The sequence below is a fragment of the Kitasatospora acidiphila genome, from assembly GCF_006636205.1.
Lineage (GTDB): Bacteria > Actinomycetota > Actinomycetes > Streptomycetales > Streptomycetaceae > Kitasatospora > Kitasatospora acidiphila.
This window is the reverse complement of record NZ_VIGB01000003.1, coordinates 6,595,527-6,620,493: the sequence shown is the minus strand read 5'-3', so window position 1 is coordinate 6,620,493 and position 24,967 is coordinate 6,595,527. Positions and strand designations below refer to the sequence as shown.

At 71.6% G+C, this 24,967-nt stretch carries 20 protein-coding genes and 2 pseudogenes; 15 read left to right on the top strand and 7 right to left on the bottom strand.

What is annotated here, in order from left to right; translation table 11 throughout:
• Positions 1-97 precede the first annotated feature (97 nt).
• Positions 98-1,288 (bottom strand): alpha/beta hydrolase family protein, encoded by a 1,191-nt coding sequence (locus E6W39_RS31295; RefSeq protein WP_141636347.1) that lies wholly within the window; start codon positions 1,286-1,288, stop codon positions 98-100.
• 254 nt (positions 1,289-1,542) lie between these two features.
• On the opposite strand from E6W39_RS31295, the gene E6W39_RS31290 reads away from it, so the two are divergent.
• Together E6W39_RS31290 and dacB are read left to right on the top strand one after the other, a co-directional pair.
• Positions 1,543-2,193 (top strand): tetratricopeptide repeat protein, encoded by a 651-nt coding sequence (locus tag E6W39_RS31290; RefSeq protein WP_141636346.1) that lies wholly within the window; start codon positions 1,543-1,545, stop codon positions 2,191-2,193.
• A 256-nt stretch (positions 2,194-2,449) separates the two neighbouring features.
• On the top strand, positions 2,450-4,060 hold the full coding sequence (gene dacB, locus E6W39_RS31285) for a D-alanyl-D-alanine carboxypeptidase/D-alanyl-D-alanine endopeptidase (RefSeq protein WP_141636345.1): 1,611 nt from the start codon (positions 2,450-2,452) through the stop codon (positions 4,058-4,060).
• 56 nt (positions 4,061-4,116) lie between these two features.
• Here the strand turns inward: dacB and E6W39_RS31280 are convergent, their stop codons facing one another.
• On the bottom strand, positions 4,117-5,046 hold the full coding sequence (locus E6W39_RS31280; protein WP_228718433.1) for an SMP-30/gluconolactonase/LRE family protein: 930 nt from the start codon (positions 5,044-5,046) through the stop codon (positions 4,117-4,119).
• A gap of 76 nt (positions 5,047-5,122) precedes the next feature.
• Between E6W39_RS31280 and E6W39_RS31275 the strand changes: the two genes are divergently transcribed.
• From E6W39_RS31275 to E6W39_RS31240, 9 genes and pseudogenes are all read left to right on the top strand, one after another.
• On the top strand, positions 5,123-5,629 hold the full coding sequence (locus E6W39_RS31275) for an Lrp/AsnC family transcriptional regulator (RefSeq protein ID WP_141636343.1): 507 nt from the start codon (positions 5,123-5,125) through the stop codon (positions 5,627-5,629).
• 88 nt (positions 5,630-5,717) lie between these two features.
• Positions 5,718-5,894 (top strand): annotated as a pseudogene (locus E6W39_RS43195) (NAD(P)-binding domain-containing protein); the annotation flags it as partial.
• Between the two features lie 68 nt (positions 5,895-5,962).
• Complete coding sequence (locus E6W39_RS40550) at positions 5,963-6,589, top strand: NAD(P)-dependent oxidoreductase (protein ID WP_267286776.1); 627 nt, start codon at positions 5,963-5,965, stop codon at positions 6,587-6,589.
• Positions 6,590-6,997: 408 nt separating this feature from the next.
• Positions 6,998-8,791, top strand: a complete 1,794-nt coding sequence (locus tag E6W39_RS31265; RefSeq protein ID WP_141636342.1) for a carbohydrate-binding module family 20 domain-containing protein — start codon at positions 6,998-7,000, stop codon at positions 8,789-8,791.
• Between the two features lie 83 nt (positions 8,792-8,874).
• Positions 8,875-9,447, top strand: a complete 573-nt coding sequence (locus E6W39_RS31260) for a maltokinase N-terminal cap-like domain-containing protein (protein WP_141636341.1) — start codon at positions 8,875-8,877, stop codon at positions 9,445-9,447.
• 56 nt (positions 9,448-9,503) lie between these two features.
• Positions 9,504-10,091, top strand: a complete 588-nt coding sequence (locus E6W39_RS31255; RefSeq protein ID WP_228718432.1) for a GNAT family N-acetyltransferase — start codon at positions 9,504-9,506, stop codon at positions 10,089-10,091.
• 74 nt (positions 10,092-10,165) lie between these two features.
• Positions 10,166-10,981, top strand: coding sequence for an SAM-dependent methyltransferase (locus tag E6W39_RS31250; protein ID WP_141638053.1), 816 nt, complete (start codon positions 10,166-10,168; stop codon positions 10,979-10,981).
• A 51-nt stretch (positions 10,982-11,032) separates the two neighbouring features.
• On the top strand, positions 11,033-11,713 hold the full coding sequence (locus E6W39_RS31245; RefSeq protein ID WP_141636340.1) for a VOC family protein: 681 nt from the start codon (positions 11,033-11,035) through the stop codon (positions 11,711-11,713).
• Positions 11,714-11,781: 68 nt separating this feature from the next.
• Positions 11,782-12,162 carry a VOC family protein gene (locus E6W39_RS31240; protein WP_228718431.1) on the top strand — a complete coding sequence of 127 codons (381 nt, stop codon included), beginning with the start codon at positions 11,782-11,784 and terminating at the stop codon, positions 12,160-12,162.
• Positions 12,163-12,191: 29 nt separating this feature from the next.
• Here the strand turns inward: E6W39_RS31240 and coaE are convergent.
• Positions 12,192-12,781, bottom strand: a pseudogene (coaE, locus tag E6W39_RS31235) (dephospho-CoA kinase).
• A gap of 80 nt (positions 12,782-12,861) precedes the next feature.
• Between coaE and E6W39_RS31230 the strand changes: the two are divergent.
• Complete coding sequence (locus E6W39_RS31230) at positions 12,862-13,308, top strand: MarR family winged helix-turn-helix transcriptional regulator (protein WP_141636338.1); 447 nt, start codon at positions 12,862-12,864, stop codon at positions 13,306-13,308.
• Between the two features lie 58 nt (positions 13,309-13,366).
• On the opposite strand, the gene E6W39_RS43190 is transcribed toward E6W39_RS31230, so the two are convergent.
• From E6W39_RS43190 to rpsA, 3 genes are all read right to left on the bottom strand, one after another.
• Positions 13,367-13,861, bottom strand: a complete 495-nt coding sequence (locus E6W39_RS43190) for an MMPL family transporter (RefSeq protein ID WP_181799520.1) — start codon at positions 13,859-13,861, stop codon at positions 13,367-13,369.
• Positions 13,786-15,621 carry an MMPL family transporter gene (locus tag E6W39_RS31220; RefSeq protein ID WP_181799519.1) on the bottom strand — a complete coding sequence of 612 codons (1,836 nt, stop codon included), beginning with the start codon at positions 15,619-15,621 and terminating at the stop codon, positions 13,786-13,788. The genes E6W39_RS43190 and E6W39_RS31220 overlap by 76 nt, the downstream gene beginning before the upstream one ends.
• A 351-nt stretch (positions 15,622-15,972) precedes the next feature.
• Positions 15,973-17,463 (bottom strand): 30S ribosomal protein S1, encoded by a 1,491-nt coding sequence (gene rpsA / locus E6W39_RS31215; RefSeq protein WP_101379853.1) that lies wholly within the window; start codon positions 17,461-17,463, stop codon positions 15,973-15,975.
• Between the two features lie 375 nt (positions 17,464-17,838).
• On the opposite strand from rpsA, the gene E6W39_RS31210 reads away from it, so the two are divergent.
• Both E6W39_RS31210 and hrpB read left to right on the top strand, forming a co-directional pair.
• Positions 17,839-18,678 carry a class I SAM-dependent methyltransferase gene (locus tag E6W39_RS31210; protein ID WP_141636335.1) on the top strand — a complete coding sequence of 280 codons (840 nt, stop codon included), beginning with the start codon at positions 17,839-17,841 and terminating at the stop codon, positions 18,676-18,678.
• Between the two features lie 11 nt (positions 18,679-18,689).
• Positions 18,690-21,248 carry an ATP-dependent helicase HrpB gene (gene hrpB, locus E6W39_RS31205; RefSeq protein ID WP_141636334.1) on the top strand — a complete coding sequence of 853 codons (2,559 nt, stop codon included), beginning with the start codon at positions 18,690-18,692 and terminating at the stop codon, positions 21,246-21,248.
• 131 nt (positions 21,249-21,379) lie between these two features.
• Here the strand turns inward: hrpB and polA are convergent, their stop codons facing one another.
• The gene (polA, locus tag E6W39_RS31200) at positions 21,380-24,064 is read right to left on the bottom strand and encodes a DNA polymerase I (protein WP_141638052.1); all 2,685 of its coding nucleotides are present in this window, start codon (positions 24,062-24,064) and stop codon (positions 21,380-21,382) included.
• Positions 24,065-24,341: 277 nt separating this feature from the next.
• Between polA and E6W39_RS31195 the strand changes: the two genes are divergently transcribed.
• Positions 24,342-24,833: a PaaI family thioesterase gene (locus E6W39_RS31195; protein ID WP_101379858.1), complete on the top strand. Its 492-nt coding sequence runs from the start codon at positions 24,342-24,344 to the stop codon at positions 24,831-24,833.
• The last annotated feature ends 134 nt before the right edge of the window (positions 24,834-24,967 follow it).

The window sequence follows — 24,967 nt, the reverse complement described above, 5'->3', positions numbered from 1 at the left end:
CTTGGGGTTGGCGGGGCAGGCTGGGGCTGTTGGGTTGTCTCACCCCGACAAGCCGGAGCCAGTAGCGCCGCGATCGCGCTGTCACGCTCGGCCGCGTTCAGGGGTGCTGGAAGGTGACCTCCGGGTTCGCCGGTGACGGGCCGTCGAGCAGGGGCTGGGGGATGCCCTTCAACTGGAGGTCGAAGAAGGCCGCGACATAGGCCCGGGTGAGCTCCGCCGCGCGCTGGCCGGGGAGGGTCGCGCCCGGGATGGGGGTGTTCGTCTCGGAGGCGAGGACGGTCAGGTCGGTGAAGCTGATGTGGTCGGTGCCGCTGACGGTCAGCCAGCGCTTCCAGCCGTCCAGGTTCGCCCAGGAGCGATCCCAGGCGGGGTCAATGCCGGGGGCGTGTCCGGACTGGGTGCCGAGCAGCAGGAAGGGGCGGTGGTCCAGGCCGGTGGCGGGGATGAGGATGTCGAAGGTCCCATCCATGTCGACCCCGGCACGCACGCGCTGGTCGGCCGCCATCGCCGAGGCGGCGGCGCTGCCGCCGACGGAGTGGCCCGCCATGCCGATCCGCTGCGGGTCGATCATGTGGGCGTAGCGCCAGGGCGAGTGATGCTCCGTCAGTTGATCGATGACGAACGACATGTCCGTGGCCCGGATCTGGTTCACCTGCGGCCACCCTTCGGGGAGGCGGTCGCAGAAGGTGCCGCAGGTGAGGGTCTGGCCGTCGGGGAAGGTGGTTCCCGAGTCCTGGTAGGTGTGGTTGACCAGGGCGACCACGTAGCCGCGACTGGCCAGGTCCTCGGCCAGGCTGGTGAGGGTGGAGCGCGGCATGGTGTAGCCGGGGGAGAGCAGCACCAGCGGGAAGTGGCCGGGCGCCGGGCGGGCGTCGGTCCGTGCCCAGGTGCGGGTGTCGCTGACCGCCTGGGGCGGGATGCCGGCTCCTGGCGCCTGCCGCTGCAGCAGTAGTCGTGCTTCCTCAGGGGTCATGTACTGTGCCGGCTCGCCGGTGCCGGGCCGCGCGGGATAGTAGACCGACACCATGAGCTGGCGTGGACCGGCAGCGGGCACCCAGGGGTCCGGTCGGTCCGCGTCCACCAGGCGCAGGAGGCTGAGTCCGACCGCGTGCGGGCCGGTCGGGCGGGGCAGCGCCAACTGGACGCCGACTCCCGGCGAGGCGGCCGTCGGGGAGGCGACCGACGGGGTGGTGCTGGAGGTCGCGGAGGCGGTTCCCGCCGCGGCGACAGGCAGGGCCAGGACGAGTGCGAGCGCGGCTGGTGCAGCGGCGCGACGAATTCCGGTCATGACCACAACGTAGGCTCCAGCGAACGGAGTTGACGTCCACTCAGGGATGGACGGAGTAGGACTGGGCCCTTAGGGGTTTACCGGGAGGGGTCCCTGAGGTCGGCATGGGTGGGCTCGCTACCGCTGGCCGCGACTGCCCGGGTGTACCGGCTCTTGTTCTAGCCCGACGCGATGATGGAAGGCTCCATTGCTCCACCCCTTACCATGCTTGACTTATCGTCAACTCCCTTACCTGCGCCCGATACGATCACGGCATGACTGCGGACGAGCGAATCAAGCAGGCCGGACTCCTCTACGAACGTGCCGTGTTCGGCGGCGACGGCGGTGCGCTGGAGTCTGCCGACCGGAGCCTCGACGAGGTAGAGGCGGACCTTGCACTGGCCCGCGGCCGGGTGATCCACGCCCGCTTCCTGGAGGAGCGGGTCGAGGAGGCGCGGGAGCTGGAGCTCTTCGAGCGTGCGGCAGAGCTGTACGGGCGGCTCGGCGACGTGCGGGGCGAGGGCGAGGCGGTGTTCTGGGTCGGCGCCTTCCACCAAGTGGTCCACGACGACGCCAAGACCGCGGTACCCGCCTTCGAGCGCGCCCTCGAACTCGCCACCCGGGCCGGCGACCGGCTGACGATGTCCTACGCCCTGCGGCACCTCGGCTTCGCCGCCCACATGGCCGGCCGCCTGGACGAGGCCCGTGCGCACTTTGAGGAGTCCACTGGTCTGCGCCGGGATCTGGGATTCCTGCCGGGAGTCGCGGCGAATCTGATCGGGCTGGCCTATCTGGCCACCCAGCAGGAGCGGCGGGACGACGCGGCAGCGCTACTCAAGGAAGCGACGGAGTTGGCCGAAAGCTCCGAAGCCCACGGCGTGCTGCGCTGGGTGGCGGCAGCCCGCGAGGAGCTCGACTTGCCGTGAGGCGCCCACCAACCGGTGCGTGCCCCAACGCGTCGCACCGGGCGGAGAGTCTGACGGCAGCCCGATCGCTGCCATATCGCCGCCGTATCGCAGCACCAGCCACCCCGGCACCGTTCGACCGACCGGATGACATTCGTCCCACACACCGTCAGTTCACCTACCAGCAGCGGAAAGTGAGCGACTCCGGTTCGTAGCATGCCGCCGTGAGCGCCCGGCCCCGGGCTTGCTCGACTCCACTTCAGGAACGGCGGAACGCATGAGAGCAATGATCCGCGGCCGGCTGCGGGCCTGGGCCGCTGCCGGTGCCGCAGCGACACTCGTGGCGGTAGCGGGCGCGTCCGCCACCGCCCCTACGGCGGTAGCGGACGACGACCTCGGGCCGGCCATCGAGGCGATCATGCACAAGCCCGGCTACGAGCACGCGCAGTGGGGCCTGTTGGAGGTCGACACCTCGACCGGCAAGGTCGTCCACTCCCGCTTCGCCAACCAGTTCTTCATCCCGGGCTCGACCGCCAAGCTGGTCACCATCTCGGCCGCCTGGCACACCCTGGGCCCGGACCACCGCTTCACCACGCCCCTCATCGCGGTCGGCGCGCGCGACGGGTCAACGCTCAACGGGAACTTGGCGCTGGTCGCCCAGGGCGACCTGACGATGGGTGGGCGCACCAAGCCGGACGGCTCGGTGGCCTTCACCGACATCGACCACACCTACGCCAACGACCTGCCCGGCGCCACCCTCACCCCCGAGGACCCGCTGGCCGGCCTGGACCAGCTCGCCCGCCAGGTGCGCGACGCGGGCATCACCCGGGTGGACGGCGATGTGATCGTCGACCCGCGCTTGTTCACGCCCCCGGCGCTGGACCCGCAGCCCACCCCGCTGATCATCAACGACAACCTGATCGACCTGCTGACCACGCCCACCGCCGCTGGGCAGCCCGCCGAGCTGAGCTGGCGCCCGCAGGTCGCGCCGTACCAAGTGACCTCCACCGTAAGGACGGTGGCAGCCGGCGGGCCGACGGACATCCGGGTCGCCGCCTCCCCCGACGGCACCCGGATCACCCTGTCCGGCACGATCGCCGCAGATGCGAAGCCGGCCCTCAAGGTCTCCCCCGTCCAGGACCCGAACGCGTTCGGCCGCACCGCGCTGATCGAGGCGCTCGCCCGGGCCGGGGTCACCGTCACCGCTACGCCGACCGGCCCCAACCCGCAGGGCTCGCTGCCCGCTTCGTACGGCAACGACCCCCGGGTCGCCGCGTTCGTCTCCCCGCCCTACCAGCAGTACGCCAAGCTGATCCTGAAGGTCAGTCACAACCTCGGCGCCAACCTGGCCCTTTGCAACATGGCGGTCTCGCGCGGCAGCAAGGACTGCTTCGACGCCTTCAAGATCGAGCACGACTTCCTCAGCCAGGTCGCGCACGTGGACCCGACGCAGTTCCAGCTCGCCGACGGGCGCGGCGGCGACCCGGCGGACCGGGCCACCCCGATCGGCCTCAACGAGATCCTCGCCTACTGGCTGAAGACCCCTGACGCGGACGCCTTCCGCCTGTCGCTGCCGATCCTGGGCGTGGACGGCTCGGGCGCGATGTTCTGCACCCACGACTGCCCCGCGAAGGGCAAGGTCTTCTCCAAGCCGGGCAGCGCGGTCGGCTTCGACCAGCTCAACCAGCAGGTCGCCGTGGGCACCCAGACCCTGGCCGGCTACTTGAAGACGGACGGCGGCTGCCTGCACACCTTCTTCATCGGCGTCACCGGTGCGTCGACCCCCAACATCGAGGGCTTCTTCAACGTGGTCGGCGACGTCAACCAGATCTCCGCGCTGCTGCAGGAGCAGGCATCGGCACGCGAACACGGAACCGGACGGGAGTAAGAGGGAGCAATCGCGAGCATCGGGAGTAAGGCAACACCGGCCCACCGCGTCGGACGTCAGGAACGGCGCCTGCCGACGCGGTGGGTTCCCGTCACCGCCATGACCAGGGAGTACACCGAGGTCGACGCGGTGATGAAGAGGCGATTGTTCTTCGGTCCGCCGAAGGTGAGGTTGGAGACGGGCTCCGGGACGAGCAGTCGCCCGATCAGCGTGCCGTCCGGGTCGTAGCAGTGCACGCCATCGCTGAAGGCGCCCGCCCACAGGCGCCCGCCGTCGTCGAAGCGGATGTTGTCGAAGCTGCCGTCCCGCGCCTGGACGAAGACCTCGCCGTCCGAGAGGGTGCCGTCGTCGCGCACGTCGAAGACGCGGATCTGCCCCGCCGTGCTGTCCGACACGTACAACTGCCGCTCGTCGAGCGAGAAGACGAGCCCGTTGGGACCGCTGAAGCCGTCCGCGACGAGCCGCACCCCGCCGTCGGCCGGGTCGATGCGGTAGACGTTGCACGCGCCGATCTCGCTCTCGGCGCGGTAGCCCTCGTAGTCGCTGGTGATACCGAAGTCCGGGTCGGAGAAGTAGATCGAGCCGTCGGTGTGGACGACCGCGTCGTTGGGCGAGTTTAGCCGCTTGCCCTGGTAGCGGTCGGCGAGCACGGTGATCGAGCCGTCGTGCTCGGTGCGGGTCACCCGGCGGTTGCCCTGCTCGCAGGTGATGAGGCGGCCCTCGCGGTCCAGCGTGTTGCCGTTGGTGTGGCCGGCCGAGATGCGGAAGACGCCGACCGTGCCGGTGGCCTCGTCCCAGCGCAGCATCCGGTCGTTGGGGATGTCGCTCCAGATCAGCTGGCGCCAGGCGGGCAGGTAGACCGGGCCCTCCGCCCATCGGCAGTCCCCGTGGAGCTTCTCCAGGCGGTGGTCGCCGTTGGCGCACCGCCCGGCACGGAAGCGCTCGTCCAGGATCTCGTACAGTCCATGCTTGATCGTGCCAGACACAGTCCACCCCTTGATGCCGTTTGCCGAATGTGATTCGACGCGGGGCGAGTATGGCAGAAGTCGGTATGGTTTTCCCATGGCATCGGAGAACCTCGACGAGATCGACCGCGCGCTGATAGCCCTGCTGCAGCAGGACGCCGGGCAGGCGTACGCGACCCTGGGCAAGGCGATCGGGCTGTCCGCCGGTGCGACCCACGAGCGGGTCCGCAAGCTGCGCGAGCGCGGGGTCATCCGGCGCACGACCGTCGAGGTCGATCCGAAGGCACTCGGGCTCGGCGTACTCGCCTTCGTGATGGTCGAGTCGTCGGCCTGGATGGGGGAGTCGGCCGAGGCCTTCGCCGCCATCCCGGAGATCGAGGAGGCGCACATCATCGCGGGCAGCGCCTCCGTCCTCGTCAAGGTGCGCACCGCCACCACCGAGCAACTCCAGGACGTACTCCGGCGGTTGTACGCGATCGAGGGGGTCAACGGCACCCAGGCAACGGTCTCCCTGGAAACCTTCTTCGAGCGCCCGCCGTCACCCGCAACGGCGCGACGGATTGACGATCAGTCAGTCGGACTGCTCGGAGCGGGCATTGGATAGGGGCACCCTCGCAGAAGATCATCGAGAAGGAGGCCCCACCGTGGAGCACCACCCGCAGCCCCGCCTCGGCTGGCTCGGCACCGGCCGGATGGGCGTGGCGATGAGTGAACGCCTGCTCGACGCCGGCGAGAAGCTCACCGTCTGGAACCGGACCCGGGCCAAGACCGCACCGCTGGCCGACAAGGGCGCCGAAGTCGCCGACACCATAGGCGAGTTAACCGAACAGGCCGACATCGTCTTCGTCGTGGTGACGGCCTCCGCCGACCTACTGGAGGTGGTCACCGGGCCCGCCGGCCTGCTGCACGGGGGCGCGAAGGTCACCGCCCGGCCGTCATCGTCGACTTCTCCACGGTCTCCGCCGAGGCGTCGGCCCGGGCGAGCACGGCGGCCGCCGAGGCCGGCGTGGCGTTCCTGGCCGCACCGGTCAGCGGCAACCCGGACATGGTGGCGGAGGGGCGGGCGGCCATCGTGGCGTCAGGGGCGGCCGAGGCCTTCGAGCGGGTGCGCCCGCACCTCGACCGGATCGCCCCGACCGTGACGTACACCGGGCCCGGCCAGACCAGCCTGCTGGTCAAGCTGTGCCACAACCTGATGCTCGGCATGGTCACCCAATCACTGGTGGAGGTGACGGCGCTCGCCGAGAAGGGCGGGGTCAGCCGCGCGGACTTCATCGACTTCATCAACGGCTCCGTACTGGGCTCGACCGTGACCCGCCACAAGGGCAGGGCGCTCGCCGAGCGCGACTACACCCCCACCGTCACCACCACCATGCTGCGCAAGGACTTCGACCTGGGCCTCGCCGCCGCCCGCGCCCTGGAGGTCCCGATGCCGCTCGGCGCGATGGTGCAGCAGCTGATCCAGACCGCCATCGCCCACGGCCACGGCGAGTCCGACTACGCCTCGCTCTTCGAACTCGCCGCCCGCGCCGCCGGCCTGGACCATGCGGAGCACGACGCCTGACGCGCCTACCCCCCTCCGGGCCGGCCTCGGGCCACCTCGGCGCCGTGTAACTATTTGCAGCAACTTTCGGCAAGTACCTGCACTCCCCCTTGACGCCCACACCGGCACGCGAGAAGGTCTGCTGCGCGGCGGCTGCCCTCCCCAGCGGGGTGGCTCGCCGCACTGGCGAGGGAGCCGGGCGGTCCACGGGCCGTGCGACTCCCGGTCGGTCGCCGGCGCCGGGCGGGACCTCGGCGCGGCGCACGGCCTGCCACGCTCCGGGCGGTCCCCCAAGCCTGCCCGGGGCACCCCCCACCCCTCGGCTCCCCACGGCCTCCTGGTGTGCTCGCGCGACGCTGCGCCGACGCTTCGCGCTGCCCGGCAACCCGGTGCCCGTGGCCGGGCCGCCAGCCCAGGAGAGACCCCCACATGAAGCGAGCCCGCCGACGCGGTCGAGCCGCCCTGATGGTGGCAGGCGCCCTGCTCAGCGGCGCGGTACTGCCGCTCAGCACCCCGACCGCCGCCCATGCGACCACTGCCCCCAACGGCGGCGATGTGATCGCCAACCTCTTCGAGTGGAACTGGCCGTCCGTGGCCAACGAGTGCACCACCGTCCTCGGCCCCAAGGGCTACGGCGCGGTCGAGGTCGCGCCGCCCCAGGACTCGATCCGGCTCAACCAGAGCAGCCACCCGTGGTGGGAGGTGTACCAGCCGATCGGGTACGACCTCAACAGCCGGATGGGCACCGCCGCGCAGTTCGCGTCCATGGTGACGGCCTGCCACAACGCCGGGGTCAAGGTGTACGCGGACGCCGTGCTGAACCACATGGCCGGCAACAACAACACCAGCACCGACTCCTACGGCGGCGACACCTTCAACTCCGCCAACTACAGCTACTCCCAGCCGGGTTACAGCTCCTCCGACTTCCATGCCTACCCGGCGAACTGCCCCGATTCGGACCTGTCGATCAACGACTGGAACAACGTCCAGCAGGTGCAGGAATGCGACCTGTCCAACCTGGAGGACCTCTACACCGAGAGCGGCCACGTCCGCCAGGCCGAGGCCGGCTACCTCAACAGCCTGGTTTCCGCGGGCGCTGACGGCTTCCGGATGGACGCGGCCAAGCACATCGCGCAGGCCGACATGGCGGCGATCCTCTCCCAGGTGCACAACACCTCCTGGACCAACAGCCGGCCGTACGTCTACCAGGAGGTCATCCCGGGCAGCTCGGGCTCGCTGGCACCCGGCGCGTTCGAGTCCAACGGCAGCGTGATCGAGTTCACCTACGCCGACGACCTGAAGGCCCAGTTCACCGGCAGCATCGCCAACCTCAAGAGCTTCGGCCAGAGTTGGGGCCTGGAGCCGCCCGGCAGCTCGACCTCGATGGTGACCAACCACGACACCGAGCGCAACGGCAGCACCCTCAACTACAAGAGCGGCGCGCCCTACATCCTGGCCAACCTCTTCGAACTGGCCTGGGGTTACGACGTCCCGCAGGTGTACTCCAGCTTCACCTGGACCAACAGCGACGACTCGCCGCCGGCTGACGCCAACGGGTTCGTCACCAACACCGACTGCTCCAACGGCTGGTTCTGCACCCACCGCAACCAGGGCATTTCCAACATGGTCGGCTGGCACAACGCCACGGCCGGCCAGTCGGTCGGCAACTGGTACGACGACGGCAGCAACCTGATCGCGTTCAGCCGGGGCAACCGGGGCTGGATCGCGATCAACAACGAGAGCAGCGCCAAGACCGTCACCGTGACGACCGGCCTGCCCGCGGGCAGCTACTGCGACGTCATCCACGGCGACCTGACCCCGTCCACCGGCGCCTGCTCCGGCTCGACCGTCACCGTGGCCGCCAACGGCACGGCGACCGTCACCGTCCCGGCCATGGACGCCGTGGCGCTGTACAGCCCGAGCGCCGCCGCGGGCACGGTGGGCCAGACCTTCAAGGTCAACGAGACCACCACGTACGGCCAGAACGTCTTCGTGGTCGGCTCGGTCCCGGCCCTCGGCAGTTGGAACACCAGCCAGGCGATCCCGCTCTCCTCGGCCGGCTACCCGGTCTGGAACGGCACCGTCACGCTGCCGGCCAACACCTACGTCGAGTACAAGTACCTCATCAAGAACCCGGACGGCTCGGTGGTCTGGGAGCCCGGCAGCAACAAGTACTTCACCACCGGCGGTTCGGGCAACGCGACGAACAACGACAGCTGGTGACCACCGGGACCAGGCTCCTGGGATAAGTTCGGCCACGGCCCGTCGACTGGTGGGCCGTGGTCCGTTTTCGCGAGGGAACCCGTATGGCGATCATCCACCAGACCAGCATGGAGCCCACCAAGCTGGAGCTGCTCACCGACTGGCTGCCGAAGCAGAGTTGGTACCTCGCCGGCGCCGGCGCGCCCGTGCTGGCCAAGGCGGGCGGGTTCCGCCTCGACGACCCGGCCGGCGAGATCGGCATCGAGTTCGTGGTGGTCGTGGACACCGCGGGCGCCGAGCCGGTCGCCTACCTGGTGCCGATGGGCTACCGCGGCGAGCCGCTGGACGGCGTGCCCGAGGCGGCTCTGGTCGGCACCTCCGAGCACGGCGTGCTCGGCACCCGCTGGCTCTACGACGGCGCGCACGACCCGGTGGTGCAGGCGCAGTTGCGCGCGCTGCTGAACGGTGCGGCGGTGCCGCAGGACCAGGACGAGGACGACACCCCGGACTTGACGGTCGCCGTGCACGGCACCGCCGACGCCCAGGAGTTCGAGCTGCGGCTCACCCGGGTGCTGCGGGCCGGCGAGGCGGCGGGCGACGCCGCGCAGCTGGTCGCCGAGTGGACCTGGCCCGACGGAAGCACCGGCCGGGGCGTGTTCGCGACCGCCGTGCGCTGAGTACGCATCCCGCTGACCCTGTTGCCACCGGGGCCGCCCGTATACGATCCTCCCGCATGGACCCCTCCTTCATGGAACACACCCAGGCGCTGATCGAGTTGGACGACACCCTGACGCTGCGCCGGTTCGCCGGCCAGGCCGACCTGCCGGAGTTCTACCGGGTCATCGAGGAGTCACTGGACCACCTGCGCCCGTGGATGCCCTGGGCCGCCGAGCACAGCCTGGCCGCGCAGGGCGAGTGGCTCGCCGGCCGCGCGGAACAGTGGGACAGCGGGCGGGAGTTCAGCTACGCCATCACACTGGACGGCGAAATCGTGGGCGCCTGCGGGCTGTTCCGGCGCGAGGACACCCCGGAGAACGCACGCGAGATCGGATACTGGCTGCACCCCGCCGCCACCGGGCGCGGGGTGGCCACCCGGGCCGCCCGGGCGCTGACCGAGCAGGCCTTCCAACTGCCCGGCGTCGACTACGTCGAGATCATCCACGACAAGGCCAACCAGGCGAGCGGCGCCGTCCCGGCCCGCCTCGGCTACACCGAGCACCACCGGCGCCCGGCCACCGAGCCGCTCGCCCCGAACGAGAGCGGCGAGGACCGGGTCTGGCGGTTGACCCGGGCACAGGCACAGGCACTGGCGTCCCGCTGACCACCCCCAGTATCCTGTCGCCGCACCGTCATCAACTGTGGGGGGACTCCGCCATGACCGTCGATCAGCGCTGGATGTCCTGGGACGAGGACGCCCCTCCGCCCGCCGAGCTCTACCCGGAGATCCCCCACCCGGCCCGGATGTACGACTACTACCTGGGCGGCAAGGACAACTTCCCGGCCGACCGGGAGGCCGCCGAGAAGGTGCTCGCCCTCGGACCGATGGTGCGGCTCAGCGCCCGCGCCAACCGGGCGTTCCTGCAGCGGGCGGTGCGGCAGCTGGCCGGGCTCGGGGTGCGGCGGTTCATCGACATCGGCACCGGCATCCCCACGGCGGGCAACACCCACGAGGTCGCCCAGCAGGTGCACCCGGATGCGCAGGTCGCCTATCTGGACAACGACCCGATCGTGCTGGTGCACAGCCGAGCCCTGCTCTCCTCCCGGGCCCCCGGCAGCACCAGCGTGGTCCAGGCCGACCTGCGCGAGCCGGCCGCCATCCTCGCCGACCCGACCGTGCGGCAGCTGCTCTCCGCGGGCGAGCCGGTCGCCCTGCTGCTCTTCGCGGTCCTGCACTTCATCGACGAGGCCGACGACCCGTACCGCATCGTCCGCACCCTGGTCGACGCCCTGCCCCCGGGCAGCTACCTGGCCCTCTCCCACGGCACCGGCGACTTCATCCCCGCCCCCGAAACCAGCCGCGGACCCGCCATCTACCGCACCGCCACCGCCCAACTCACCCTGCGCACCAAGGCCCGGGTCACCCGCTTCTTCGACGGCCTGGACCTCCTCGCCCCCGGCGTGGTCACCGCACCCCTGTGGCACCCCGAGCAGCCGCCGAGCGACACGGACGCCCAGGTGGGCATCTGGGCGGGCGTGGCGCGCAAAGGCTGACCCCACTCCCGGGCGCTCTGCGTTGTCGGCGCCGACCGCTACGGTCGCCGCATGAGCCATGTCGAGGGCAAGACCACGCGCATCAGGCCGCAGGAGTTCCACCAGAGGGCCGGTCTTGAGGACTGGCGCGTGCTGGGCGAGGGAGCATGCGCGTACTTCCGCACCGGCTCGTTCGCGGCCGGCAGCCGACTGGTTCAGGAGATCGGCGAGTTGGCCGGCCTGGAGGGCCAGTACCCCGACGTCGACCTGCGGAACGACGGCGTGACGGTGCGGCTGATCACGGTCGCGGACGACTACTACGGGCTGACCGAGCGCCATGTCGAGCTGGCCCGGCGGGTCTCCGCGATCGCCCGCAGGCTCGGCATCCCGCCCGAGCCGTCCGCCGTGCAGACCGTCCAGGTCACCGTCGACGCCCTGGCCCTCCCCGCCGTGGTGCCGTTCTGGCGCGCCCTGCTCGGCTACCAGGACCGCGCCGGCAGCATCGAGGACCTGATCGACCCGCGCCGTCGTGGTGCGCCCTTCTACTTCCAGCAGTTGGACGCCCCACGCCCGCAGCGCAACCGGGTCCACGTGGACGTCTGGCTCCCGTACGACCAGGCCGAGGCCCGGATCGCCGCGGCGATCGCCGCCGGCGGCCGCCTGGTGACCGACGCCCACGCACCGTCCCACTGGGTGCTGGCCGACCCCGAGGGCAACGAGGCATGCATCGGCACCGCCGGCTGGCCGGCCTAGGCTCCCCCAGCCGCAAACCTCCGACGCCGGGCCGCCGCCCTTCTCGTCGTTCCTCTACGCTCACCCTCGTGATCGCCCTGACTTCGCTCCTCGTCCGCGACTACGACGAGGCCATCGCCTTCTACGTCAACACGCTCGGTTTCGAGCTGCGCGAGGATTCCCCGCGTGCCGATGGCGGCCGTTGGGTCGTGGTCGCGCCGGAGGGGGCGGAGAGCGGGTTGCTGCTGGCGCGGCCGTCGAAGCCCGAGCAGGTGGCGCGGATCGGCGACCAGACGGGCGGCCGGGTGGGCTGGTTCCTGTACACGGACGACTTCGCCGCCGCGTACGCCCGGATGCGCGCGGCCGGTGTGCGGTTCCTGGAGGAGCCGCGCGAGGAGCCGTACGGGACAGTGGCGGTGTTCGAGGACCTGTACGGGAACCGCTGGGATCTGCTGGAGCCGGCCGGCTGAGCAGCCTCCAGCTTGAAGTCAGCTGGCCGTCACCCGGAAGTCAGCTGCTCCCACACCGCGTTGACCCGCTGCTCCAGCTCGGCCAGGGTGCCGTTGTTCTCCACCACCAGGTCGGCGATGGCGAGGCGCTGTTCGCGGGTGGCCTGGGCGGCCATGCGGGAGCGGGCCTCGGCCTCGGACATGCCGCGCAGGCGGACCAGGCGGTCGAGGCGGACGTCCTCGCCGGCGTCGACCACGATCACCTGCTCGAACAGGGACTCCAGGCCGTTCTCGGCGAGCAGCGGGATGTCGTGCACGACGATCGTGTCATCGGCGGCGGCCGCCTCGAGTTCGGCGGAGCGGGCCCGGACCAGGGGGTGGACGATGGCGTTCAGGGCCTGGAGCCGCTGCGGGTCGGCGAAGACGATGGTGCCGAGGGCCGGGCGGTCCAGCGAGCCGTCCGCCGCCAGCACCTCGGGCCGAACTCCTCGACCACGGCGGCGAGTCCAGGGGTGCCAGGGGCCACCACCTCGCGCGCGATCAGGTCGGAGTCCACCAGCACCGCGCCATGGGAGGCCAGCAGCTGGGAGACCGCGCTCTTGCCGGCTCCGATCCCGCCCGTCAGTCCGATCTTCCGCATAGCGGCAGACTACTCGCCCGTAGCCGTCGCCCGGTCGCCAGGAGGTACCCGGCGGTACCGCACGCCCTAGAGTGACCCCCATGAGCAGCCAGACCGACCAGATCGACCCGCAGCAGCTTGCCTTCGACGTGCGCAGCACCATCGGTGAGCTGGCCCGCCGACTGCGGGACGAGGAGTCCGCGCTGCCGCAGCCGCAGGCCGCCGCGCTCGGCCTGCTGGTGCGCGAGGGGTCGCGCACCACCGCCGAGTTGGCCGAGCACCAGCACGTGCGGCACCAGTCGATGGCCCGCACGGTGACCCAGTTGCGCGAGGCCGGGCTGATCCGCCAGGAGCCGCACCCGACCGACGGCCGCAAGGTGGTGCTGCACGCCACCGAGGAGGGCATCGCCATGCTGCAGGAGCAGCGGCGGCGGCGCGAGGACCGGATGGCTGCCGCGATCGAGAGCGAGATGTCCGAGGAGGAGCAGTTGGTGCTCCGTCAGGCGATGGCTCTGCTGCGCCGCATCTCCCGCTACCCGAAGCCCTGAGTAGGCGCTTGGTCACGATCGGCCGCCAGCCGCACCCGCCAGCTGAGCAAGCGCTCGGTCACCCTGCTGTCGTCGCCCTCGCCACCGCCCCACGCGGCGCGGGCACCCGAGCGCCCTGCACCACTGGAGCAGCCACGCCCGCCTCGCCTGGAGCCCCCTCCCCCGCCTCCACCGGCGGCAGCTCCACATGCTCGCGCAGCCCGAACCGGCGGTACAGCCGCTTCAGCGGGGCCGGCGCCCACCAGTTGAACTCGCCGAACAGACTCATCGCGGCCGGCACCAGCAGGCACCGCACCAGCGTGGCATCCACCGCCACGGCCACGGCGAGCGCGATGCCCATCTCCTTGACCATCAGCATCTGCCCGGCCGCGAACCCGGCGAAGACGATCACCATCAGCAACGCGGCCGAGGTGATGATCCGACCGCTGCGCTGCAGGCCCAGCTGCACCGCCCGCCGACAGTCGTACCCCCGGTCCTTCAGCTCCTTGATCCGCGCGAGCAGGAAGACCTCGTAGTCCATCGACAGCCCGAAGGCGAAGGCGAAGACCAGCACCGGGATGAAGGTTTCCAGCCCCCGGTCGGGGTGAAGCCGAGCGTGCTCGCGAACCAGCCGTGCTGGAACACCAGGGTCAGCGCGCCGAGCGAGCAGCCCAGCGAGAGCACGTTCATCAGCAGGGCCTTGACCGGCATCACCACCGAGCCGGTCATCAGGAAGAGCAGCACCAGGGTGCCGACCGCGACCAGCCCGAACGCCCACGGCCCGCGATTGGTCAGCTCGTGCTGGAAGTCGACCACGCTGGCGGCGTCCCCGGTGACATAGGTCTCCAGGCCGCCGCGGTGGTCCCGCAGCTCGTTGACCACCTGCTTGGCCGCCGCGCCCTGCGGATCGCCGTGCACCAGCACCTCCACGGTGCTGAGCTGCGCGTCGACCGGCTGCACCGCGCGGACGCCGGCCACGCCCGGCAGCTTGGCCACCACCTGGTCCGCGTACTGCGCGGCGGCCTGCTCACTGCCCTGCACCACCACGGTGACCGGCGCCGGCGCGGCCTGCGGATAGTCCGCCTTGACGATGTCGGCCACCTGGCGCCCGGCCGAGCCGCTGGGCAGCGCGGCGGCACCGGTGCTGCGCATGTTCGCGCCCAGGAACGGCGCACCGGCGGCCATCAGCAGAGCGACGCACACCAGTGCCACGGGCACCGCCCGGCGCTGCACCTTGCGCACGGTGCGGGCGAAGAACCCCTCGTCCGGCTCGCTGTGCTTGGGCGGCTTGATCCGGTGCCCGGCGAACCCGAGCAGCGCCGGCACCAGGGTGAGCGCGGCCAGCACCGCGATCACCACCACACTGACCCCGGCGGCGGCCACGGCCGAGAAGACCGGGCTGGTGAAGACGAAGAGTCCGCTGAGCGCGACGGCGACGGTCAGGCCGGAGAACGCCACGGTGCGGCCGGCGGTGGCGGCGGTGCGTTCGATCGCGACAGCCGGCGGGGAGCCCTGGCCGCGTTCCTCCCGGAACCGGTTGACCATCAGCAGCGCGTAGTCGATGGAGAGGCCCAGGCCCAGCACGGTGGCGATCGGCAGCACCGAGGTGTCCAGGTCCATCAGGTGGCTGAAGCCGAACATCGCCAGCAGCGCGCCGCCCACCGAGGCGACGGCCCCGATCACCGGCAGGCTGGCGGCTGCCAGGCCGCCGAAGACCAGCACCATCACCACCAGGGTCAGCGGCAGGGTGACGATCTCGCCGAAGGTGGTGTCGGACTGGGTCTGGCTCTTGACCTCCTGCTGCACCACCAGGTCGCCGCCGACCTTGACCTGGGTGCCGGGGGCCTGGATCTGCGCCAGCCGCTGGCTGACCGCCTGCTGCTGCGCCGTGGTGGCGCTGTCGGTCATCCGGACGTCCACCAGGCTGCCGTTGCCGTCCACGGCGGTCAGCGCACTCGGCTGGCCGCCCTGGTAGGCGTCGGCGACCGAGAGCACGCCGGGCAGCTTGGTGATGTCCTGGGCGGCAGCCGTGACGGCCGTGCGCACCGCCTGGTCGTCCACCGGTCGGCCGCCCACCACGGCGGTGATGGAGCCCGCCGACGGATCCGCGGCGGCGACGATCGCGTCCCCGCGAGCCGACTCGGCCCCGCCGGCGGAGGTGTGGGTGACCGAGCCCTCGAAGACCCGGCCGCCGATCAGCACACCGAGCGCGAGCACCGCCACCCAGAACGCCAGCACCCACCGCCGGTGCCGGTGGCAGAAGCGGCCGAGGGCGGCCAGGCGGCCTGGGGCCGCCGTGGCCAGGTGGTGCTCGGTGGTGGCATTGAGGCGCATCAAGCGGGTCTGCCTAAGCATTTCGGGGCGGGAAACCCGTCGGGTAACTCCCCCCAAGCTAGGTGGTCACCCCTAAAAGACCCATAAAAACGCAATGAGCCCCTGGTCACAGCACAATCCGCAGTTGAACAGGGACGATCCGCACACGAACACGATCATGGGCGGGGCCTGCGGGCATGAATAGCAGCCCCGAAATGATCATAAAAATGATCACCGAAATGCCTGTCACTGAAATGATGACCGCTGAGCTGATGACCGTTGAAATACGGAGGCGGTCGCCGGGAAACGCATGTGGGCCCCACCCGGAATCCGGGTGGGGCCCACAGGGCTAGAGCAGGCTAGCTACGCGGTTCAGCTCTGGCCGCCGGCCAGCTTCTCGCGCAGGGCAGCCAGCGCCTCGTCCGAGGCGAGGGCGCCGGCGCCCTCGTCGCTGGAGGAGGAGTAGTTGCCACCGGCAGCGGCGGCAACCGCGTCGCCACCCTCGGCAGCGGCCTCGGCATCGGCCTCGCGGCTCTTGATGACCTGGGCCTGGTGCTGCTCGAAGCGGGCCTGCGCCTCGGCGTACTGGCGCTCCCACTCCTCACGCTGCTTCTCGAAGCCGGGCAGCCAGTCGTTCGCCTCGGGGTCGAAGCCCTCCGGGTAGATGTAGTTGCCCTGGTCGTCGTAGGACGCAGCCATGCCGTACAGGGTCGGGTCGAACTCGACCGACGCCGGGTCGGCACCGAGCGACTCGTTGGCCTGCTTCAGCGAGAGGCTGATGCGACGACGCTCGAGGTCGATGTCGATGACCTTGACGAAGATCTCGTCGCCGACCTGGACGACCTGCTCCGGGATCTCCACGTGGCGCTCGGCCAGCTCGGAGATGTGGACCAGACCCTCGATGCCCTCGTCCACGCGGACGAACGCACCGAACGGAACCAGCTTGGTGACCTTACCCGGAACGACCTGGCCGATCTGGTGGGTACGGGCGAACTGCTGCCACGGGTCCTCCTGGGTCGCCTTCAGCGACAGGGAGACGCGCTCGCGGTCCATGTCAACGTCGAGAACCTCGACGGTGACCTCCTGGCCGACCTCGACAACCTCGGACGGGTGGTCGATGTGCTTCCAGGACAGCTCGGAGACGTGCACCAGGCCGTCGACGCCACCCAGGTCCACGAAGGCACCGAAGTTGACGATCGAGGAGACGACGCCGGAGCGCACCTGGCCCTTCTGCAGGGTGGTGAGGAAGGTCTGGCGGACCTCGCTCTGGGTCTGCTCCAGCCAGGCACGGCGGGACAGGACCACGTTGTTGCGGTTCTTGTCCAGCTCGATGATCTTGGCCTCGAGCTCCTTGCCCACGTAGGGCTGGAGGTCGCGCACGCGGCGCATCTCGACCAGCGAAGCCGGGAGGAAGCCACGGAGGCCGATGTCGAGGATGAGACCACCCTTGACGACCTCGATGACGGTACCGGTGACGATGCCGTCCTCTTCCTTGATCTTCTCGATCGTGCCCCAGGCGCGCTCGTACTGGGCGCGCTTCTTGGACAGGATCAGACGACCCTCCTTGTCCTCCTTCTGGAGAACCAGGGCCTCGATCTCGTCACCGACGGAGACGACCTCGTGCGGGTCGACGTCGTGCTTGATCGAGAGCTCGCGGGACGGAATGACGCCCTCGGTCTTGTAACCGATGTCGAGGAGCACCTCGTCACGGTCGACCTTCACGATGATGCCCTCGACGATGTCGCCATCGTTGAAGTACTTGATGGTCTCGTCGATCGCCGCGAGGAACGCTTCCGCGTCGCCGATGTCGTTGACCGCGACCTGCGGGGTGGTGCTGACAGAGGTGTCGGTGGGGCTCGTCATTAGGAAAAGGGCTCCGGTACGGACATGAAGTCGTAGGTAATGCCACGCGGGGCCCGTATTCGCTCCCACCGAAAAGCCCGTGGGGTCTTCGACAGATGCGAGCGCGACCTGCTCCGTCCGAGGCGCGCAGGCCCGCAGCGCAACTTGTAGCATACGGGGACAGCCGGGCACGGTCAACGTCGAAGTTCACGAGACCGTCCAGGCCGGTACGGATCAGGCCATATCCTCCAACTGCGCCCGTATCCGACCGGCAGGTCGTGATGCGCGGGGCAGCTCTCGGGGCCCAGTCACCCCGGATGCCACCGCCGACCCGGCCCCGAGGGGCTGTGCCGAGCAGCGGCGCTTTCCGCACCCATAGCCTACGCGAGGCCCACCATGACCCTTCACACCACCCCCGACGACGAGCTCGACGACGACCTCGCCGTGCGCCGCCCCGCCGCGGCCGGCGAGAGCAGCCGGGCCAGCCGCCAGTGGTGGGACCGCAACGCCGACGAGTACCAGGACGAGCACGGCGCCTTCCTCGGCGACGACCGCTTCACCTGGTGCCCGGAGGGGCTGGACGAGGCCGACGCCCAGTTGCTCGGCCCGACCGCCGCACTGCGCGGGCTGGCCGTGCTGGAGATCGGCGCGGGTGCCGCGCAGTGCTCGCGCTGGCTGGCCGGGCGGGGTGCCAGGCCGGTGGCGCTGGACATCTCGCACCGCCAGCTGCAGCACTCCCGGCGGATCGACGAGCAGCGCGGCACCGCCCGGATACCGGTGGTGCAGGCCGACGCGGCGGTGCTGCCGTTCGCCGACGCCTCCTTCGACCTGGCCTGCTCCGCCTACGGCGCGGTGCCGTTCAGCGCCGACACCGCCAAGCTGATGCGCGAGGTGCACCGGGTGCTGCGGCCGGGCGGGCGGTGGGTGTTCTCGGTGACCCACCCGATCCGCTGGGCCTTCAGCGACGAGCCCGGCATCGAAGGGCTGACCGCGAGCGCCTCCTACTTCGACCGCACGCCCTACGTCGAACAGGACGTGACCGGGCGGGCCAGCTACGTCGAGCACCACCGCACCCTGGGCGACCGGGTGCGCGAGCTGGTCGGCGCCGGCTTCACGCTGCTCGACCTGGTGGAGCCGGAGTGGCCGGCCCGGCTGACCAGCACCTGGGGCGGCTGGAGCCCGCTGCGGGGGCGGCACATCCCGGGCACCGCGATCTTCGTCACGCAGCGGGGCTGAATACTGGTCGGGTGAGTCCCGTCGCCCGGAAGAACCTCGACCTCCCCGTCCGCACCGCGCTGCCCGCGCTGGCCGCCGCCCTCGACGAGCAGGGTGCGGCCGTGCTCGCCGCCCCGCCCGGGACCGGCAAGACCACCCTGGTGCCGCTGGCGCTGGCCGGGCTGCTGGACGACGGCACGCCCGCACGCCGGGTACTGGTCGCCGAGCCGCGCCGGCTGGCGGTGCGGGCGGCGGCCCGGCGGATGGCCTGGCTGCTCGGCGAGAAGGCGGGCGACCGCGTCGGGTACACGGTGCGCGGCGACCGGGTGGTGGGGCCGCGCACGGTGGTCGAGGTGGTCACCACCGGGGTGCTGCTGCAGCGGTTGCAGCGGGATCCGGAGCTGCCCGGGGTGGACGTGGTACTGCTGGACGAGTGCCATGAGCGGCACTTGGACGCGGACACCGCGCTCGCCTTCCTGCTGGACGTCCGCGCGGCGCTCCGTCCCGAGCTGCGGCTGCTGGTCGCCTCGGCCACCTCGGACACCTCGGCCTGGGCCGAACTGCTGGGCGGCGCACCGGTGGTGACCGCCGAGGCGGTGTCGTACCCGGTCGAGGTGGTGTGGGCGCCGCCGCCGCGCCCGGTGCGGCCGCCGCAGGGCACCCGCACCGACCCCGTACTGCTGGAGCACGTCGCGGCCACCGTGCGGCGGGCGCTCGGTGAGCATCAGGGCGATCTGCTCTGCTTCCTGCCTGGGGTCGGCGAGATCACCCGAGTGGCCCGGCTGCTGGACGGCACGGTGCCGGCCGAGCTGCTGCAGCTGCACGGGCAGGCGCCGGCGGCCGTGCAGGACGCGGCGCTGACCGCCGGCGAGCGGCGCCGGGTGATCCTCTCCACCTCGGTGGCGGAGTCCTCGCTGACCGTGCCCGGGGTGCGGATCGTGGTCGACGCCGGGCTGGCCCGGGAGCCGCGCACCGACCACGCACGCGGGCTGAGCGCCCTGGTGACGGTGCGGGCCTCGCTGGCGGCCGGACGGCAGCGCGCCGGCCGCGCGGGACGCGAAGGGCCCGGGGTGGTGTACCGCTGCTGGCCGGAGGCGGCCGACGCACTCGCCGCGCGCTTCCCCACCCCGGAGATCGCGCTCGCCGACCTGACCCCGTTCGCCCTCCAGGCTGCCTGCTGGGGCTCCCCGGACGCCGGCGACCTCGCGCTGCTCGACCCGCCGCCGACGGGCGCCATGACGGCGGCCCGGCAGACCCTGACGGCGCTCGGCGCGGTGGACGCGACCGGACGCGCCACCGAGCGCGGGCGCCTGCTGGCCCGCACCGGCCTGCACCCGCGCCTGGCGCGGGCGTTGCACGACGGCGCACCACTGGTGGGCGCCCGGCGCGCGGCGGAGCTGGTGGCGCTGCTCTCCGAGGAGCCTCCCCGCACGCTCGGCGACGACCTGGCGGGCATCTGGCGCTCGGTGCGGGCCGACGGCGGCGAGCTGCCGGCGGGCTACCGGGCCCGCTGGCGCGACGAGACCCGCCGGCTGCGCAGCCAGTTGGACGGCGTTCCCGGCGGCGGCACGGCTGACGATGCCTCGGCGGCCGGCCTGGTGGTGGCGCTCGCCTATCCCGAGCGGGTGGCCCGGGCCCGCTCGCCGCGTCCCGAACCCGGCGCCCGCGCTGGGTACTTGATGGTCTCGGGCACGGCGGGCGAGACGGCGCCGGGGTCGGCGCTGGGCGGTGCGCCGTGGCTGGCGGTGGCGGTGGCCGACCGTCCGGCGGGTGCGCCGAGTGCCCGGATCCAGCGTGCGGCGGTGATCGACGAGCAGACCGCCCGCACCGCCGCCGCCCACCTGCTGACGGACCGCGAGGAGGTGCACTGGGCCACCCCGCCCGGCAGTCGGCGCGGCGACCTGACGGCCCGCCGGGTGACGGCGCTCGGCGCACTGGAGCTGGATGCGGCCGCGCTGCCGAAGCCCGATCCGGCGCTGGTGCGGACCGCGCTGCTGGAGGGCCTGGCCCGGGAGGGCGCCAGCGAGCTGCTGCGCTGGACCGAGGCCGGCCGCTCGCTGCGCCTGCGGCTGGCCTTCCTGCACCGCGAACTCGGCGCCCCGTGGCCCGCGGTGGACGACGCCGCGCTGCTGGCCGCGGCCGACCAGTGGCTGGAGCCGGAGCTCTCCCGGGCCCGCGGCCGCGCCGGCCTGGAGCGGATCGACACCGCCGCCGCCCTGAACCGCCTGCTCCCCTGGGCCACCGGCGAGGCCGGCCGGCTGGAGGAGCTGGCCCCGGAGCGGATCACCGTGCCCAGCGGCTCACGGATCAGAGTCGACTACTCGGGCGACCATCCGGTTCTCGCGGTCAAACTCCAGGAGCTCTTCGGCTGGCAGGCCGCCCCGGCCCTGGCCGGCGGCCGCGCCCCGCTGACCGTCCACCTGCTCTCCCCCGCCGGCCGCCCCGCCGCCGTCACGGGCGACCTCGCCTCCTTCTGGCACACCGGCTACCGAGCCGTCCGCGCCGACCTCCGCGGCCGCTACCCCCGCCACCCCTGGCCCGAGGACCCGACCACGGCGGAGCCGACCCGGCGGGCCAACCCGCGCAAGTAGCACCCCTGGAGGACAGATGGGTCCCCGGTACCACGAGCTGCACGAAACCGTGCCCTGCTCCCCTACTGACGCTACCGACACGCGAAACGGGCCGGGCTCCCCAGGGAGCCCGGCCCGTCGTCACAGTGCCGTCAGTGCGCCGCCGCCTCCCAGTTGGCGCCCACGCCGACCGAGACGTCCAGCGGGGCACGCAGGTCGTAGGCGCCGGCCATCTGCTCGCGGACGATGGACTCGACCTGGTCGCGCTCGCCGGGGGCCAGCTCCAGGACGATTTCGTCGTGCACCTGGAGGAGCATCCGGGACTTCAACCCGGCCTTGGTCAGGGCCTCGTCGACGTGCAGCATGGCGATCTTGACGATGTCGGCGGCCGAGCCCTGGACCGGGGCGTTGAGGGCCATCCGCTCGGCCATCTCGCGGCGCTGGCGGTTGTCGCTGGTCAGGTCGGGCAGGTAGCGGCGGCGGCCGAGCAGGGTCTCGGTGTAGCCGGTGGCGCGGGCCTCCTCGACGACGCGGTGCAGGTAGTCGCGCACGCCGCCGAACCGCTCGAAGTAGGTGTCCATCAGGCCCTGCGCCTCGTTCGGCTTGATGCCGAGCTGCTGGGAGAGGCCGTAGGCGGAGAGCCCGTAGGCCAGCCCGTAGGACATCGCCTTGATCTTGCGGCGCATCTCGGCGTCGACCTCGGTCGGGGCGACCTGGAAGACCGAGGAGGCGACCGTGGTGTGCAGGTCCTCGCCGCTGGCGAAGGCCTCGATCAGCGCCTCGTCCTCGGAGAGGTGGGCCATGATCCGCAGCTCGATCTGCGAGTAGTCGGCGGTCAGCAGCGACTCGTAGCCCTCGCCGACCACGAAGGCGCGGCGGATCAGCCGGCCCTCCTCGGTGCGCACCGGGATGTTCTGCAGGTTCGGGTCCTGCGAGGAGAGCCGGCCGGTGGCGGCGACCATCTGGTTGAAGGTGGTGTGGATCCGACCCTGCGGGGAGACGGTCTTGAGCAGGCCCTCGACCGTGGTGCGCAGCTTGGCCTGGTCACGGTGGCGCAGCAGGATGACCGGCAGTTCGTTGTCGGTCTGGGTGGCCAGCCAGGTGAGGGCGTCGGCGTCGGTGGTGTAGCCGGTCTTGATCTTCTTGGTCTTGGGCAGGTTGAGCTCGCCGAACAGGATCTCCTGCAGCTGCTTGGGCGAGCCCAGGTTGAACGGGTGCCCGGCGGCGGCGTGCGCCTCCTCGACGACGCGCTGGATCTCGGTGGCGAACTGCTGCTCCAGCGAGTTCAGCCACTCCCGGTCGGCGGCGATGCCGGTGCGCTCCATCCGGGCCAGCAGGGCCGCGATCGGGAGCTCCATCTCGTGCATCAGCTCGACGGCGCCGACGTCGGCGAGGCGGCTGTCGAACAGCTCGGCGAGGTCGAGCACGGTGCGGGCCTGCACCATCAGCGCCTGGGCGCCGGCGGTTGCGTCCTCCTCCGGTGCGTCGAAGGCGAGTTGGCCGGTCTCGGCGGCGGCGGCCGGGGCGAGCGAGCGGCCCAGGTACTCCTCGGCGAGCACCTCCAGGGTGAAGGTGCGGCGGCCGGGCTTCTCCAGGTAGGCGGCGAGCGCGGTGTCGGCGGCGACCCCGCTGACCGTCCAGCCGCGCTCGGCGAAGGCGCGCATCACCTGCTTGGCGATGTGCAGGGCCTTGGGCTGCTTGGGGTCGGCGAGGAAAGCGGCGAAGGCCTGCTCGTCCTCCTCGGCGAGCTGGGCCGGGTCGAACCAGGCGGCGGCCTCGGCGGTGGCCAGCGCCACCTCGCGCACCTCGCCGCTGCCCAGCGCCCAGTCGTAGACGGAGGCCAGGGCGATCCTCTCCCCGGCCGAGGCGTGCTCGGCGAGCCAGGCGGCGAGCGCGCCCGGCTCGGTGAGCAGGTCGCCCTCGACCTCGACGCCGGGGGCGGCGGCGGCCGCGGCGGCCGGCTCGGCGGCTCCCGGGTCGAGGTTGAAGAGGCGCTCGCGGAAGTTGGGGTTGCGGAACTCCAGCGCCTCCATCAGCCGGCCGACGGCCTCCCGGTCGAACGGCTCACGGGACAAGTCGTCCACGCCGAGCGGCAGTTCGACGTCCCGGATCAGCTCGGTGAGCACCCGGTTGCGCTTGACCGACTCCAGGTTGTCGCGCAGCTTCTCGCCGATCTTGCCCTTCACCTCGTCGGCCCGGGCGACCAGTTCGTCGAAGGAGCCGAACTGGTTGACCCACTTGGCGGCGGTCTTCTCACCGACGCCGGGGATGCCGGGCAGGTTGTCCGACGGGTCGCCGCGCAGCGCGGCCAGGTCGGGGTACTGACGGGGCGTCACCCCGTACTTCTCGCCGACCTTCTCGGGGGTGTAGCGGGTGAGCTCGGAGACGCCCTTGGTGGGGTAGAGCACCGTGATGTGGTCGGTGACCAGCTGCAGCGAATCCCGGTCGCCGGTGACGATCAGCACCTCGAAGCCGGCCGCCTCGGCGGCGGTGGCCAGGGTGGCGATGATGTCGTCGGCCTCGAAGCCCTCGATGGCCAGCCGCTGCACCTTCATCGCGTCCAGCAGCTCGCCGATCAGGCCGACCTGGCTGCGGAACTCGTCGGGCGTGGTGGCCCGGTTGGCCTTGTAGTCGGGGAACTGCTCGGAGCGGAAGGTCTTGCGGGAGACGTCGAAGGCGACCGCGAGGTGGCTGGGCGCCTCGTCCCGCACCGTGTTGGCCACCATGGAGGCGAAGCCGTAGACGGCGTTGGTCGGCTGGCCGGTCGAGGTGTTGAAGTTCTCCACCGGCAGCGCGTAGAACGCCCGGTAGGCGAGCGAATGCCCGTCGAGCAGCATCAGCCGGGGCCGGGCCGCCTTTCCAGCACCGCCCGCGCCCTGCACCGCACTCTGCGTAGCCACGTCAACGTCCGTTCCTGCCGACTCCAACTGCCGCCATCGATCCTAGGCGGCCCGACTGACATCGCCGACCAGCCACGGCCCACCGGGCCGGCCGGCCGGCGGTGTCGGTCGGGCCGTCCCGCCCCCATGACCATGGAATGCTGTCGATCACGAAAGCTACGATCACGAATGGCCGTGCCCCGCGGCCGGACCCTCGACCCCCGGAGTGCCCCCCATGACCGAGCTGCCCGACGCCGCGAGCTCCGCCGCGCACGACAGCCGCGCCCCCCTGAAGCTGGACGTGCCGCAGGACGTGCTCGACCACTTCGCCAAGCTCGGCGTCGAGCCCAGCACGTTCACCGGCGGCACCCTGGGCGACAAGATGGACATCCGGATCGTGGAGGCCTCGGCGGACCGGGTGGTCGGCACCATGCCGGTCGAGGGCAACCAGCAGCCGTACGGCCTGCTGCACGGCGGCGCCTCGGCGGCGCTGGCGGAGACCCTCGGGTCGATAGGGGCGATGGTGCACGCCGGCCCCGGCCGCTACGCGGTGGGCGTGGACCTCAATGTCACCCACCACCGCTCGGCCACCTCCGGCCTGGTGACCGGTGTGGCGACCGCGGTCTTCAAGGGCCGCACCGCCGCGACCTACGAGATCGCGATCACCGACGACACCGGCCGCCGGATCACCAGCTGCCGCCTCACCTGCGCGCTGCGCGACCTGTAACAGCCCCACCGCACGTCACACGAACCTTCCTGCGCCCCTTCGTTTGCCCGCCGCCCGCACTGGGCAGGTCTGGCCGACGAAGGGGCGCTTCGCATGTCCGGGGCTCGCGGGACTGGCTCACACGAACCGGCGAC